The sequence below is a fragment of the Devosia sp. UYZn731 genome (genome assembly GCF_040546795.1).
In the GTDB taxonomy this organism is placed as follows: domain Bacteria; phylum Pseudomonadota; class Alphaproteobacteria; order Rhizobiales; family Devosiaceae; genus Devosia.
Genome location: NZ_JBEPOL010000009.1, coordinates 161930 through 175447, shown reverse-complemented (window position 1 = coordinate 175447; position 13518 = coordinate 161930). Strand labels below are relative to the sequence as shown.

Here is a 13518-nt window from a genome sequence, read left to right as displayed (position 1 = left end):
AGCCGCATGACCGCCCTACGGACCACGTGCCCCTATTGCGGCGTCGGCTGCGGCGTACTGGCCACGCCTCAGCCAGATGGGAGCGTCGCTATTGCCGGCGACCCCGACCATCCCGCCAATTTCGGTCGCCTGTGCTCGAAAGGCTCGGCGCTTGGCGAGACCCTGTCTCTGGAGGGTCGGTTGCTGCACCCTGAGATCGACGGCGCACGCGCCAGCTGGGATCAGGCACTGGACCTGGTTGCCTCCACATTCAAGCAAGCCATTGCCGAGCATGGCCCCGGATCGGTCGCCATCTACGGCTCTGGCCAATTGCTCACCGAGGACTATTACGTCGCCAACAAGCTGATGAAGGGCTTTATCGGCACTGCTAATATCGACACCAATTCACGCCTGTGCATGGCCTCCTCGGTCGCCGGCCACAAGCGGGCCTTCGGCTCCGATACCGTGCCGGGCAATTACGAAGATCTGGAACTGGCGGACCTCGTGGTGCTGGTCGGCTCCAATCTGGGCTGGTGCCATCCGGTACTGTACCAGCGCATTGCCAAGGCTAAGCTCGATCGCCCGGACATGCGCATCGTCCTCATCGATCCCCGCCGTACCGCCACTGCCGACATCGCCGATCTGCACCTGCCTCTACAGTCGGATGGCGACAGCGCGCTGTTCGTAGGCCTGTTGAGCCAACTCGCGCGGGCGGGCAAGACGGCTCCCGACTATCTCTCCGCCCACACGAATGGCGCCGAGGCTGCCTTGATGATTGCTGAGGACTGGACCATTACCCGCGTCGCCGAAGCGACCGGCTTGTCGGAAGCCGACATCGCACTGTTCTATGGTCTGTTTGCCGCCACAGAGAAGGTCGTCACGGTCTATTCCCAAGGCGTCAACCAGTCCTCGTCGGGTACCGACAAGGTCAATGCCATCATCAATTGCCATCTGCTGACCGGGCGTATCGGCAGGCCGGGGATGGGGCCGTTCTCGGTCACCGGGCAACCCAACGCCATGGGCGGTCGTGAAGTGGGCGGGCTCGCCAACATGCTGGCAGCCCACATGGATTTCACGCCGGACGAAATCGATCGGGTTTCCCGATTCTGGGGCAGCGTCAATGTCGCCTCGAAACCCGGCTTGAAGGCGGTCGATCTTTTCGCCGCAATGGCCCGTGGTGAAATTAAGGCAGTCTGGATCATGGCCACCAATCCTGTCGATTCCATGCCCGAAGCGGATGCGGTGCGGGCCGCCTTGCGCACCTGCCCGTTCGTGGTGGTCTCAGAAATGAACGCCAATACCGATACCGCTGTGGAAGCCAAAGTGCGCCTGCCGGCCGCAGGTTGGGGAGAAAAGGACGGCACGGTGACCAATTCCGAGCGCCGCATCTCCCGGCAACGCCCATTCCTCAATGCGCCGGGCGAAGCGCGTCCGGACTGGTGGATCGTCACGGAAGTAGCCCGCCGCATGGGTTTCGCTGACGCGTTCGCCTACACCTCGCCAGGTCAGATTTTTGCCGAACATGTCGAACTCTCGGCATTTGAAAATGACGGCGTGCGAGATTTCGATCTTTCGGGCCTCGTCAGCACCGACTACGAAAAACTCGCCCCGGTTCAGTGGCCTTTTCGTCGGAAGCCAACGGCGCGCATGTTCGGCGATGGCCGGTTCTTCACGCCCGACGGCAAAGCTCGCTTCGTGCCGGTCCTGCCGCCGCCACCGCTGCGGCCTGCGCCGGGCAGCTTCATTCTCAATTCCGGCCGCGTCCGGGACCACTGGCACACGATGACGCGCACCGGAAAGGCCGCACGGCTTTCGGCCCATATGGCCGAGCCCTTTGTCGAACTGCACCCGGCCGATGCCGACGCGCTCAGCATTCGTCGAGCGACGCTGGTTCGCCTCTCCAATCGGCACGGCAGTGCTGTCGTTCGCGCCCTGGTCACGGATCGGCAGCGGCGCGGCCATGCCTTCGTGCCGATGCACTGGAGCAACCAGTACGCTTCCAATGGTCGGATCGATGCCCTTGTCGATGCCAAGGTTGATCCGATGTCCGGCCAACCCGCGCTGAAAATGGCGCAGGTGCACGTTGAGCCACTCCTGATCCGCCTGTACGGCTTTTTCGTCGCCACGCATCGGCCAACTCTGGACACTGCATATTGGGCCGTAGCCGAAACCACGGGCGGCATGCGCGGCGAATTGGCTTGGGTGGACGAACCCACCAACTGGACCGCGTGGCTGCGCCGGTCTTTCGCGCTGGCGGAAAAACTGTCGATCGTCAGCGTTGACGATGCCCCGTCCGGCCGTCGCAGCTTTGCCGTGTTTGAGAACGACAGGCTGGCGCTGGCCCTCTACATATCGCCAGACCCGGTGCTGGTGGCCCGGCGATGGGCAGCCAACCTGCTCACCGCCTCGGGCCTCGACGGCAACGCGGTCCTGGCGGGCCGCCCTCCGGCTGACATGCCCGACCCTGGAGCCATCGTCTGTTCATGTATGGGCGTTGGTATCAATACCATCATCAGCGCCATCGTGGCCCAGGGCTGCTCGACCGTCGAGGCTGTCGGAGCGTGCACCAAGGCGGGCACAAACTGTGGTTCCTGTCGGGCCGAAATCAGGGGGATCATCGACACAAATCGTCTCGCTGTAGCTGAATAGGGCGGCTGTCACCTTGCGTAAGCCATTGCGGCAGTTAGTGAACTACTCAAGGAAACGCACGAACGTCTTCTGTGGATGGCCCCCGCATTGCAAGAGGGAATTCGACGTTTTGGCGCGTTGGTCGGGTGCAGTCTTCTGTTCGGCCTGTTGATGCAGCCATTGGAGACTGCTGGCCCTGATGGGGTCGGCGAACAAGGTCCCAATCTGCTTTGCAGGCTATGACGCCTCAGACATTCGACCGGTTGTCCCTGTTTCCGGCCTGACCGGTTTCGCCGTCACATCGCTTCGCTCTCACAACTTCATGGAGCCGATCGGCCGGCTCGAACTGGATTTCGCTTCAAGATCTCGTTTCTGTCCCAATTGCCTTACGCTGCCGGGATCGGGGCGTGGCGGGCCTGATACGTCTCCCCGCGGGCCATGATCGCCCAGACAACGCGGGCCATTTTGTTGGCCATGGCGACACTGGCCACGCGGGCTGGTTTGCGGGCAAGCAACGCGAGGAGGCGCGGATCGGCCGTCTCGGGTTTGTGCCTAGCTCGGCGGATTAGCGAGGTGGCGCCAATCACCAGGAGCTTTCTCAGATACCGGTCGCCCATTGGCTGGCGCTAATTGGCTGGCCACTCAGATAGAGGAATGAGATGCAATCAGTGCGTCGTCTGGACACTGTCGAAGACGAGCCATTGATCTCGATCAACATTGAAGAAATCGCCGCCGATTTGGGCTGGCAGATCGAGGGCTGTGCCTACACCGAAAGCGAAGCGCTAGCCCTGCTGCGTCACAGCACGGATATGATCTTGGCTCAACGACGAGCCTTAATATCGCGGCGACCTGTCATTCGCGTGGCATTCCAGTCGTCTTCACGACGGGTGATGTGGCTAAGATGTTCCTATTGAGTGTGGCGACGCGTCTACTCCACGTCAATTGACGATGGGTAATTTTAAGCCGTTCATATGGCACCCAACAGTAGTTCAGATTCCCGCTGAGCCTTCTGGGGGCCGTACCGACGGTCGCCACCCTGACGATCTAAGCGTTCGTTCGAACACCATCAGGGCGGGACGGTAAGAATTGGATGCGCCAGACCGAGAATGCCGTCGGTCGGAATCGGCCCGAAGTAGCGGGAATCATAGGACCCTGCAAAATCTGAATGGAGAAAAACCTGTGCGGCGGGCACGGTCCCACCGGGGAAGGCGGAAAGCGCCCTGCCCTCGGCATCGACCGCATGGATCTCGGAATGTTCGAGGGCGTACCCATCGATGCGGACCGATTGCCCGATCTTGATCTGCTGGCCGGCAATCGCCGCCACCGTCTTGATCAGCGGGGTTAGCCAGCCTGGACAAAGACCGCGGCGAACATAGCCGCGCTCACGCGCGAGGATGAAAGCGGCTGTCTCGGGCGGGCAGATGAGCACAAGATCGCCCACCGATATGGGCCGATCCAGCGAGGTCACCCGCCAGAGGCCGAGCGGGTAGCTCGGCGTGAAATTGATCCTCAAGCCACCCCAGGAGCCGGCGGCGAACAGAATGGCTATGAGCGCGCCGCCGGCGCCCATCGCGATCACCGTTTGATGCCGGGCGGTCATTTCAGCACCTGACCTTGCCTTTGGTTGAGCTGCACCGCTTCGGTGTGCTTCAGCGCTTCGGCCGTGCGTTCATGGGCGGCCAGTTGCTGGCCAGCGCGCATCACCGGCCATGCCGCCACCAGCCTTTCCCGCTCCGCGGGCCTCAATCCAAGCGCCGCCTTCTCGAACGCCGATCCGGATGGTTGCTTGGCCGCATTTGCCAGCAAGGCCCGATCGCCGATTCGCTCGGCAATCGCCTTGTTGAAACCATCGATCTCCGCCTTCACCATTTTGTCGGCAAGGGCGAAACCGAGCGCGCTTGGCAGGTCGTTGCGATCGATGGCGTCGCGGATGCGTTCGAGCACCATTCCGGCTTGCGGCGACAGCGCAGGTATAGCGATGGCCACCCGCGATCGGACAGCGCGCTCCTCAGCCTCGATTTTGCGGGCCGCTTCAGTTCGCACCCGGACATAGCGCTCGATGTCGCGCCTGAGGACCGGGGCGTTGATCTCGGCGATCCGACGATCCGACCGCTCCACCGTTCCGGCGAGGGGCCCGACCCTGCCCTTGAGCGGAGCGATAGACGCAGGGTCGCTCGTGAGCGAGGCAATCGATCGGGACGCAGTATTCGTTTCGTTCACCGCGGACTCGAGGTTCATCGCCTTAAGCGCGGTTTCGGGATCGGCGAACACCAGTCGGAAGCGGGCCGAAACCTCTTCCCACTGCTTCCTGACGCCGGGATCGAGCAACACCTTGTCCTGGATCGAATCCTGGATGGTTTTGGGCCATGTGGTGACGCCGGCGATCATGGGACGCATCTTCTGTGGGGTGGCGACATTTGCGTTCTCGCTTGTATCGAGGAGACGGAGTTTCTGGCCGATGCCGCGCAGTCGCGTCACGAGCGCGGCGACGCGCTGCTTCTGGCGCAGCACCCAGTTCAGTTGGTCGCGGACCAGGGTTCTCGCGACATGGACGATGGGCAGGCCGCGGCTGTTGGCAAAGCGCAGCGCAGCGCGATAGCCCCCGCCGCGCGCATAGTCGAGCGTCGTTTCCTTGGCGTTGCGCTTGGACAGGATCGCGATCAGTCCACCGGACCCGCCGAATGACTGCCGGCCGTAGTAAAGAGCTACATCTTCGCGGTGACGGGTCATCGCCACGTAGGTCAGGTGCCGGTCGAGCGAAAGCGTCGCCAACACCTTCACTCGGTCGACGGTGGTGCCCTGCGACTTGTGGATGGTGGTGGCATAGCCATGGTCCAGATTGCGGTAAAACCGCTGATCAACCTCAATCCGGTGGCGGTGTTCCCCCTCCCCGATCTCGGCGACAATACGGCGTGGCTCCGCCTCGACGACCTTGGCGATCATGCCATTCTTGACGCCGAGGCTGGCATCATTTTTGAGGAAGACGATCTGGTCGCCAGACGCGAAGCGGCGTTCGCCATCCTCGGTCCGGAACAGGTGACCGGGCGCGACTAGACCGCGTTCTACCAGTTTAGCCCGGGCCATATCATTGAGCGCGCGCACATCGCGGCGCAGATGCGCCAGGATCAGGGTGGACTTGTCCGCGACATATTCACGGTTCCAATCCTCAACCAGATTGGTGATCGCCTGGGTCTTCAGCTGGGAACCAAACACCCTGCCCCTGTCGGTATAGGCCGACAGCGCCGCGCCGACCCTGCCACGCGCGAGATCCAGCGAGGCGGTCCGCATCCAGTCCGCTTTCTGGCGATAGATCGTCTCAAGTTCGGCATAGCCGACGCGACCGACGATGGCGCGGAAGGCGGCGCCGGCCTCGATCGGCTGCAGCTGTTCGGGATCGCCGACAAGCACCAGCTTGGCGCCGGCGCGCGACACTGCTTCAACGAATGTCGCCATTTGCCTCGAGGCGACCATACCTGCCTCGTCCAGCACAAACACGGTCTTGTCGTTGAGCTGGTCACGCCCCTGTTTCCAGGCAAGTTCCCAGGACGACAATGTCCGCGATGGGATGCCCGCTTCCCTCTCCAGCCCCTCGGCGGCCTTGCCGGCGAGCGCGGCGCCGATTACGTGATAACCCGCGGCCTCCCATGCTTCCCGAGCGGCCTTCATCATCGTGGTCTTGCCGGCGCCGGCGCGGCCGATCACGGCGGCGATCCGCTCCTTGGATGCGACATGCTCGATGGCCGTGCGCTGTTCGGCCGCGAGTTGCGCGTGACGGGAAGATGCCGCAACGAGCACGCTATCGCGGACGAAAAAGCCATTACTGCGAGATAAGGCTGTAGCGCGATTGACCATCTCCGCCTCGATGCGGATCAGCTCGCGCGTGGTGTGTTTCGCGTGCAGGATCTCGCCAGTCTCGAAGTCGACCGTCTCGCGCTCGAGCCGGAGCACATCCGGACTTTGGATGATCCGCGCCATGAGGTGCTGGAAGGTGTCTGCGTCGTCGATATAGCGGTGCAGCGCCTTGGCAATATCGCGGTCGTCAAAGACACTTTTCTCGCGCGAAACCATGTCCAGCACGATCTCTGGTCGGCGCTGAATCCGCCTTGCGTTCTCCTGTCGCCGGTCTTCGAACAGCTTCAGACGTTCCAGATCCGGCGCCCTTCCCTCCCGGTTGACCTTGCGCTGGATGGCTTTGGCCGCGACCCCGATATGGGTGGTGGCCATCAGATCGATGCCACGCTCGGCGTAGGAACGCCCATCGACCCGAATGTCGTGACCGCGCAAAGCCAGATGCTGGTTCTGGAGGTCCAGCCAACCTTGCCGTTGCGCGAGGAACTCCTGTTTCTCTCCAGACCAGAGCCGATAGACGATCCTGCCGGCTTTGTTGCGCAGCGCCGCGCCGTCATCATCAACAACGGCCACTTTCTTGGCCCCAAAGCCATTCTCGGTGAGCGGGCGCAAGGAGGTCATCAGATGGACATGCGGGTTTCCCGGTTCGTCGTGGAGGACCCAGTCCGCGACCTGCCCGCGGGCCAAAACCTGTTCGAGCACGAATTGCCGCATCAAATTGATGTTCTGCTCAGTGGTGAGCTCAACGGGCAGCGCGACGATGAACTCCTTGGCAAACTGGGCATCCTGCCGCTTCTCGAAGCCCTCGACCCTGTTCCAGAACGCCTCGGCCGCACCCGCGACCGAGCGGTCGGCAATCAAAGCGCGGGCCCATACCGGCGCATTGGGTGGCAGCAGGAACTCCTCATGGACCAGGCCGCGCTTGGCAGTGTAGTCCACCGTGCGCGCCTCAGCTTCATGCTCCATGCGCGCGCAATGCCGATAAGCCGCCGCCAATACGGCGCTGCGGCCTGTGCCGCGTCCGATGAGCTGGGGCGTGAAGTGGGTAATGGCCAAGGCGAATTTGATCCCGATGATGATGCGCAGGGCGGTGTTCATCGGGAACGGCCGGCCCAACCGGCCGAAAGCAGGACGTCGCGGTAAGCGACGTATTACTGCGCCCTTGGAGCCGTTCCTTCGAAACGGCGGGATCATCTCAGGAAATGGGGGCTACGCCGACCCGGCAGAAATGCCGGGTCCCTGCAGGATCGATCTTCGATCAATCTGTTCGGCGTGCAACGCGGGAAAAGGACCATACGGAATGAAGAAGCCGTCATCGAAGATCAGGGAAGAAATCACCAAACTCCAGGAGCAGCTCAGGGCCGCCGAGACAAAAGAGGCCGAACGCATTGGCCGCCTCGCGCTCAAGGCCGGGCTCGGCGAAATTGAGATTGACGATGCTGACCTGCAAGCCGCTTTCGAGGCGCTGACCGAAAAGTTTCGTAGCGGAAATGCGGCGGCGGCGAAGATCCCGACTGAGGCGCCTTCGGAGTTGGGTGGGGAGGCTTGAGCGAATGCAAAAAGTCAGCCAGTCCGAGGATCGCAAAAAGGATACCCGCGAGAAAATCCAACTTGGTGGACTGATCGCCAAGGCAGGTCTCCGTTACGAGAAGCGGGCCGTGCTGCTTGGGCTGCTGATCGATGCGCGCGACCGGATCAAGAGCGACGATACCGAGCGTGAGCGCCTTCTGGCCATCGGCACCAAGGCGTTCGCCAATGACCCCGAATAGGATTGCCCTGCTGTTCGCACCGATCATCGTGATGGTCGGTGGATGCCTAATTCTCACCGGCATCGAGACCTGGCTCAGGCAGTTGGGGTTAACGCCTGAGGCCAGAATGATTCTTAGCCGCATCGGACTGGCGCTGCCCTATGGCATCGGCGGTCCGCTCGGTATCATTGTTCTTTATGCGGCAAAAGGCGCGGTCGCGATCCGCGCCGCCGCATGGGGCGTCGTCACAGGCGCGGTCGCCGTGGCGATGATCATGTTCTGGCGCGAAATCTACAGGTTGTTGGCGCTCTCGGATCGAGGGGCCGTTGACCAGAGCATCTTTGCTTACGTTGACTCCGCAACACTCTCGGGCGGCATGGTCGCGGTTTTGTGCGGCGCGTTCGCCCTGCGCGTTGCCATCAAGGGCAACGCGGCCTTCGCGGCCGCCGCCCCGCGGCGCATCCGCGGCAAACGGGCGGTGCATGGGGCGTCGCACTGGATGAGCATCGGCGGGGCGGCGCAGCTCTTTCCAGAGACCGGCGGGATCGTCATCGGCGAACGCTATCGTGTCGACCAGGACAGCACCGCTGATCGCAGCTTTCGGGCCGACAGCAAGGACAGCTGGGGCAAGGGTGGCAATTCCCCATTACTCTGCTTCGACGGCTCGTTCGGTTCATCGCACGGCATTGCATTCGCCGGGTCCGGTGGTTTCAAGACGACATCGATCACAGTGCCCACGGCCCTCAAATGGGGGAGCGGACTTGTCATACTGGACCCGTCCAATGAGGTTGGACCGCTGGTGTCCGCCCACCGCCGTGCCGCTGGTCGAAGCCTTTTTACGATGGACCCCAAATCTCCCGATATCGGCTTCAACGCGCTCGACTGGATCGGGCAGTTCGGAGCAACGAAGGAGGAGGACATCGTCGCTGTCGCTTCCTGGATCGTCACCGACAATCCGCGGCAGGGCTCCGCCCGCGACGACTTTTTTCGCGCCTCGGCGCTGCAGCTCGTCACCGCGCTGGTCGCCGACGTTTGCCTCTCTGGCCACACGGAAAAGAAGGACCAGCACTTACGGCAGGTCCGCGCCAATCTTGCCGAGCCGGAGCCCCAGCTGCGTAGGCGGCTGCAGTCGATCTACGACAAGTCGGAATCGGTATTCGTCAAAGAGAACGTCGCACCGTTCATCGCCATGACCCCGGAGACATTTTCAGGCGTCTATGCCAACGCCGTCAAAGAAACCCATTGGTTGAGCTATCAGAATTACGCTGCGCTCGTATCGGGAAGCAGCTTCACTACCGATGAGCTGACTGATGGTGGCATCGACATCTTCATCAATCTCGACCTCAAGACGCTGGAGACCCACCCTGGACTTGCCCGCGTCATCATCGGTGCGCTGATGAACGCGCTATACAATCGTAATGGCGCACTGAAAGGCCGCACGCTGTTTCTGCTCGATGAGGTCGCCCGGCTCGGCTATCTCAGGATATTGGAAACCGCACGCGATGCGGGTCGCAAATACGGGATTACCCTGATGCTGCTGTTCCAGTCGGTCGGACAGATGCGCGAAGCATATGGTGGGCGAGACGCCACGTCGAAGTGGTTCGAATCCGCGTCGTGGATTTCCTTTGCTGCGATCAATGACCCCGAGACCGCCGACTACATGTCCAAGCGATGCGGGGACACAACGGTCGAGGTCGATCAGGTGAGCCGCAGTTCGCAGATGTCCGGCAGTTCCCGCACCCGCTCCAGGCAACTAACGCGGCGGCCTCTCATCCTGCCGCACGAGGTACTGCAGATGCGCACGGACGAACAGATCGTCTTCACCGCCGGCAATCCGCCGCTACGGTGTGGCCGGGCCATCTGGTTCCGCCGGCGGGACATGGTGAGCGTCGTTGGCGAGAACCGGTTTCGCTGAGGTGCCCTGCGCCCCGCGCAGATGACTCCTCAGGAGGACATCTGCGCCACACCGCGTGAGGTCAAGCCGCCGTCGGCGGCACAACCGCACTGGAGAGGGGCTTGGGGGAAGTTTGAGGGGGTTCTCCAGAGCGACGAGAACCACGGCGTCGTTGCCGTTCCGTTTTCGGCGGCAACCGGCACGGCGCGTATATCGACAATGCCAGGATGACCGATGCCGGGGCGCCCGGCTGCGAGAGGATCGTTACCCGCATGGGCGGACGGCGCCCGGGCTCCGTGCGCCCGGCACATAGAGCCGTCCGCCGCCAGGCGGCTCGTCCCGTTCGACCCATCACTGAAATGAATCAAAGGCGGCGGATCGATTCAGGAAATGCGTTGGACCCCGTTCAGGAGACGAGCGAGACTCCTAGTCATGCTGAACGATGCTGCCAAGTCATTGCTGTTTCACCACGTCGATCCTGAACGGAATATGGCGCGGTTCTATGTGCTCTCGCTTATGCCGACTCTGTTTGGTGAGACCTCTGTCGTCCGCGCCTGGGGGCGGATCGGTTCGCGCGGGCAGGAGAAAATGGAGACCTTTGAGAGCGGGGACACAGCGGCAAGGGCGCGGGCGGCGCTAGCGAGGCGTCGCCTTCAGCGAGGCTATACACAGCTCTAACGGGCCGCACCGCACCAGAGCAACGATGAAATCATGCCAAGAGGCCAGCCGTGATGGCACATGTCAGAGCAGCCGGGAAATCTGAAGGGAAACGGGAAACCAGACGGCGGGAAGAATCCAGGGGAGTATGGCACCAATGATGACGAGTCCTGTGCCTCTGCGGGACGCTGCCGAGTTCAAATCAGTGTGGCTCATAAATCGGATCGCTCATTGTGGGTCGAGAGATTTCAAATCATGACAGGCCTCAACAAATGCGCCGACCGGCAATTCAAGCCACGGATTATTTTGAGATCAGAGTATGTTATATTACTCGGAGGTAAATTTAACCGGAGAGTGAGAGCGTTAAGGGTGGGTACAAAGTTCCGGTCCCGCTGGTGCGGGACCGGATTGTCCGGCTCAGTTGACCGGGTTCCAGATGATGACCTTCTTGGTGTCGTCTTCGCCCGGGGCATTGGCAATATTGCCGTAGATGGTCCCCAATTCGGGGGCGCTGAGCGAGACCGAGACGTATTCGGCGCCGGTGGCTTGGCTGATCCGGTTCCAGCCCGCGCCCAGCTCGAAGCCGTTCTTGCGCGAGATGATGCGGAAGTCAGGTTCGTTCTCCTTGGCCTTGCGGGCATTGGCCACAATGGCGATCTGGGCGGTGACGTTGAGGGTGGTGAGGGTGCCTTCGAGCGAGCCGTCAGTCTTCTGGATCAGGGTTGCGATGGTTGCCACTTGAGTTCTCCGTTTCGAGGTTGCTCGGGGGATCATCCCCCGATACGGCAAAAGGTAGGAGCCAAAGGCCCGACGTCACCGCAGCGCAGCGGAGGGCGAACCCCGCACGGGGTTGACGGTGGGACGGCGTGACGAACAAAGGCGGCATGAAAAGGGGGCTGATCTCAATGCAACCGCCATTGGAGCGTTCTCAGGCCGGCAACTCATGACAACGCCCAAGACTCCTGGCGTCCGCTTGCCAAGCGCCCCTATAAAAATCCAATGATAAGGACGATCTACCGATCGGCACGTATGCACCGGCTCGATGCCCGCAAAAACTATGAGCGGGGTTGTGAGCCCGCAACCGCCCGGTCGACGAAGGTTGACTTTGCACTCTAAGACCTTACATAATTACCGCGACAACCAAGGAGAGAGTCATGGTCCAAGACCTGACAGCCAGCTTCATGTTGGAGGTTCATGCGAAGCCCGATTCCGATCGAGCCGCCTTCCTGCGACGGGGTATGTCTGCGCTTGAGCGCATTGCCGATAGTGTCCCCAACAAAACGTTGCTCGATGCCCTATCTGCACCGACCGGCGCGGGTTCCCTGGCCCAGCTTTTAAGCCAGGTCGACATCGTCGGCTCGGCAGTCATCGACCTCGATCCGCTCGTGCCGGCACTGGCCAGGAATCTTGAACATCGCGAGCACCTCCTCCGGTTGGGTGGAGGCGCGTATTCGGCTGAAGAGGCGGGCCGCTTGTTAGGCATTACCCGGCAGGCGGTGGACAAAAGGCGGCGAGCCAATACGCTGCTGGCCCTTCGTTCCGGCAGCGACTGGCATTATCCGGCGTGTCAGTTCGACCAGGGCGAGGTCATTGCTGGGCTTGCGGAAGTGATTGCCGGTTTTGCTTCGGCGGGCCCTTGGATTGCACTGGATTTCCTGTTGGCACCTGATACGATGCTGGATGGGCAGACACCTCTTGAAGCTTTGCGCAGGGGGCTTCGCGACGCTGTACTTCGGCTGGCGCGGGCGACGGGTGAAATGGATGGTTTTGCCTGACTGTCCCAATGCCCGCGACGCGTGGTCCCACCGGCGTAGGGCCGTCTCCACCGAGTTGGCTGAGCACCAGCACGCTGCCGATCGACATCATTCCGGTCGGGCAAACCCTATATCGTATTCACCGGAGCCATCTCGATCCGATCTTCTTCGGGCCTCAGCGGGGGCAACCGCCTGTCTACAGGTTCGACAGCGGGAGCGGGCGTTTCGGCGTGCTCTATGTGGGTCTTGGCCTCAAAGGGGCTTTTGCCGAGACACTCTTGCGCAATCCACAACGCCTGATGGTATCTCACGCCGCTATCGACGCCCGGGCGGTTTCGGAAATGCAATGCGACCGCGCATTACGCGTCGTCCGTCTTTATGGGACGGGCTTGCAGCAAGTCGGCACTGATAACGCAATTTCGACGGGCCCCTATGACATTTGCGGTCTCTGGACCGATGCTTTCTGGGATCATTCCGATCAGCCGGACGGGATCGCCTATTCGTCGCGCCACGATCCGAGCGAGTTCTGCCTCGCACTTTTCGATCGCGGTGACATGGGTTTCCTTGTCAATGCCACGACGACGCTTATGAGCATGCAGAAAGAGTTGGGCGCGATGCTCGACCTTTACGGCAAATCGATTGCGCCCAGGCCATGAAAATTAACCTCCAACCCGAGATGTCGCTAACCTAAAGAGAGAAATGGGCATGAGTGCGAACGAGCAAGATCCGTCCGACGCCTTGATGTCTCCCGAAACCGGGAACGTGCTAACGCGCGATGTTTGGCCCTTCGCCGTTACCTACAAGTAAGGAAAACGTCCCCCGTCGATCTGCCGGGTTATTATCCGGCGGGGCACGACGACGGAGTCCATGTCGGTTGTGATATGGAGGTGGTCGACGCGGCGATCGGAGCGCTCAAGGCCATCGACAATCACCCCGATCTGCCGGACGATCTACGCTAAAGTCTCGACAGGCGACACGGTGCCCGTATGGCGGAAGGAAAGCTGCTCAA

At 61.7% G+C, this 13518-nt stretch carries 11 protein-coding genes and 1 pseudogene; 8 read left to right on the top strand and 4 right to left on the bottom strand.

Annotation, left to right across the window (positions count from 1 at the left end):
- Positions 1–6 precede the first annotated feature (6 nt).
- On the top strand, positions 7–2628 hold the full coding sequence (locus tag ABIB57_RS21735; RefSeq protein ID WP_354043332.1) for a molybdopterin-dependent oxidoreductase: 2622 nt from the start codon (positions 7–9) through the stop codon (positions 2626–2628).
- A 365-nt stretch (positions 2629–2993) separates the two neighbouring features.
- On the opposite strand, the pseudogene ABIB57_RS21730 reads toward ABIB57_RS21735, so the two are convergent.
- A pseudogene (locus ABIB57_RS21730) lies at positions 2994–3224 on the bottom strand (IS110 family transposase); the annotation flags it as partial.
- 42 nt (positions 3225–3266) lie between these two features.
- Here ABIB57_RS21730 and ABIB57_RS21725 point away from each other — a divergent pair.
- The gene (locus ABIB57_RS21725) at positions 3267–3521 is read left to right on the top strand and encodes a response regulator (RefSeq protein WP_354043331.1); all 255 of its coding nucleotides are present in this window, start codon (positions 3267–3269) and stop codon (positions 3519–3521) included.
- A gap of 152 nt (positions 3522–3673) precedes the next feature.
- On the opposite strand, the gene traF is transcribed toward ABIB57_RS21725, so the two are convergent.
- Both traF and traA read right to left on the bottom strand, forming a co-directional pair.
- Positions 3674–4207 (bottom strand): conjugative transfer signal peptidase TraF, encoded by a 534-nt coding sequence (gene traF, locus ABIB57_RS21720; protein ID WP_354043330.1) that lies wholly within the window; start codon positions 4205–4207, stop codon positions 3674–3676.
- Positions 4204–7512, bottom strand: coding sequence for a Ti-type conjugative transfer relaxase TraA (traA, locus tag ABIB57_RS21715; protein ID WP_354043378.1), 3309 nt, complete (start codon positions 7510–7512; stop codon positions 4204–4206). Before traA ends, traF begins: the two co-directional genes overlap by 4 nt.
- Before the next feature lie 244 nt (positions 7513–7756).
- Here traA and traC point away from each other — a divergent pair, with 244 nt between their 5' ends.
- From traC to ABIB57_RS21695, 4 genes are all read left to right on the top strand, one after another.
- Complete coding sequence (gene traC, locus ABIB57_RS21710) at positions 7757–8005, top strand: conjugal transfer protein TraC (RefSeq protein WP_354043329.1); 249 nt, start codon at positions 7757–7759, stop codon at positions 8003–8005.
- 4 nt (positions 8006–8009) lie between these two features.
- Positions 8010–8225, top strand: coding sequence for a conjugal transfer protein TraD (gene traD / locus ABIB57_RS21705; RefSeq protein ID WP_354043328.1), 216 nt, complete (start codon positions 8010–8012; stop codon positions 8223–8225).
- On the top strand, positions 8212–10119 hold the full coding sequence (gene traG / locus ABIB57_RS21700; protein WP_354043327.1) for a Ti-type conjugative transfer system protein TraG: 1908 nt from the start codon (positions 8212–8214) through the stop codon (positions 10117–10119). Before traD ends, traG begins: the two co-directional genes overlap by 14 nt.
- A gap of 369 nt (positions 10120–10488) precedes the next feature.
- Positions 10489–10776: a WGR domain-containing protein gene (locus ABIB57_RS21695; protein WP_502914450.1), complete on the top strand. Its 288-nt coding sequence runs from the start codon at positions 10489–10491 to the stop codon at positions 10774–10776.
- Positions 10777–11172: 396 nt separating this feature from the next.
- Here ABIB57_RS21695 and ABIB57_RS21690 read toward each other — a convergent pair whose 3' ends face one another.
- Positions 11173–11529, bottom strand: a complete 357-nt coding sequence (locus ABIB57_RS21690; protein ID WP_354043325.1) for a DUF736 domain-containing protein — start codon at positions 11527–11529, stop codon at positions 11173–11175.
- A 380-nt stretch (positions 11530–11909) separates the two neighbouring features.
- Here ABIB57_RS21690 and ABIB57_RS21685 point away from each other — a divergent pair, with 380 nt between their 5' ends.
- Positions 11910–12530: a DNA-binding protein gene (locus tag ABIB57_RS21685; RefSeq protein WP_354043324.1), complete on the top strand. Its 621-nt coding sequence runs from the start codon at positions 11910–11912 to the stop codon at positions 12528–12530.
- A gap of 8 nt (positions 12531–12538) precedes the next feature.
- A complete protein-coding gene (locus tag ABIB57_RS21680) occupies positions 12539–13165 on the top strand; it encodes an RES family NAD+ phosphorylase (protein WP_502914449.1) in 627 nt (208 codons plus the stop codon).
- Positions 13166–13518 lie beyond the last annotated feature (353 nt).

Excerpts from the sequence above, each read along its gene's own strand:
- ABIB57_RS21735 (WP_354043332.1), top strand. The coding sequence starts at position 7 with ATGACCGCCCTACGGACCACGTGCCCCTATTGCGGCGTCGGCTGCGGC.
- ABIB57_RS21725 (WP_354043331.1), top strand. The coding sequence starts at position 3,267 with ATGCAATCAGTGCGTCGTCTGGACACTGTCGAAGACGAGCCATTGATC.
- traF (WP_354043330.1), bottom strand. The coding sequence starts at position 4,207 with ATGACCGCCCGGCATCAAACGGTGATCGCGATGGGCGCCGGCGGCGCG.
- traC (WP_354043329.1), top strand. The coding sequence starts at position 7,757 with ATGAAGAAGCCGTCATCGAAGATCAGGGAAGAAATCACCAAACTCCAG.
- traD (WP_354043328.1), top strand. The coding sequence starts at position 8,010 with ATGCAAAAAGTCAGCCAGTCCGAGGATCGCAAAAAGGATACCCGCGAG.
- traG (WP_354043327.1), top strand. The coding sequence starts at position 8,212 with ATGACCCCGAATAGGATTGCCCTGCTGTTCGCACCGATCATCGTGATG.
- ABIB57_RS21695 (WP_502914450.1), top strand. The coding sequence starts at position 10,489 with ATGCGTTGGACCCCGTTCAGGAGACGAGCGAGACTCCTAGTCATGCTG.
- ABIB57_RS21690 (WP_354043325.1), bottom strand. The coding sequence starts at position 11,529 with ATGATCCCCCGAGCAACCTCGAAACGGAGAACTCAAGTGGCAACCATC.
- ABIB57_RS21685 (WP_354043324.1), top strand. The coding sequence starts at position 11,910 with ATGGTCCAAGACCTGACAGCCAGCTTCATGTTGGAGGTTCATGCGAAG.
- ABIB57_RS21680 (WP_502914449.1), top strand. The coding sequence starts at position 12,539 with ATGCCCGCGACGCGTGGTCCCACCGGCGTAGGGCCGTCTCCACCGAGT.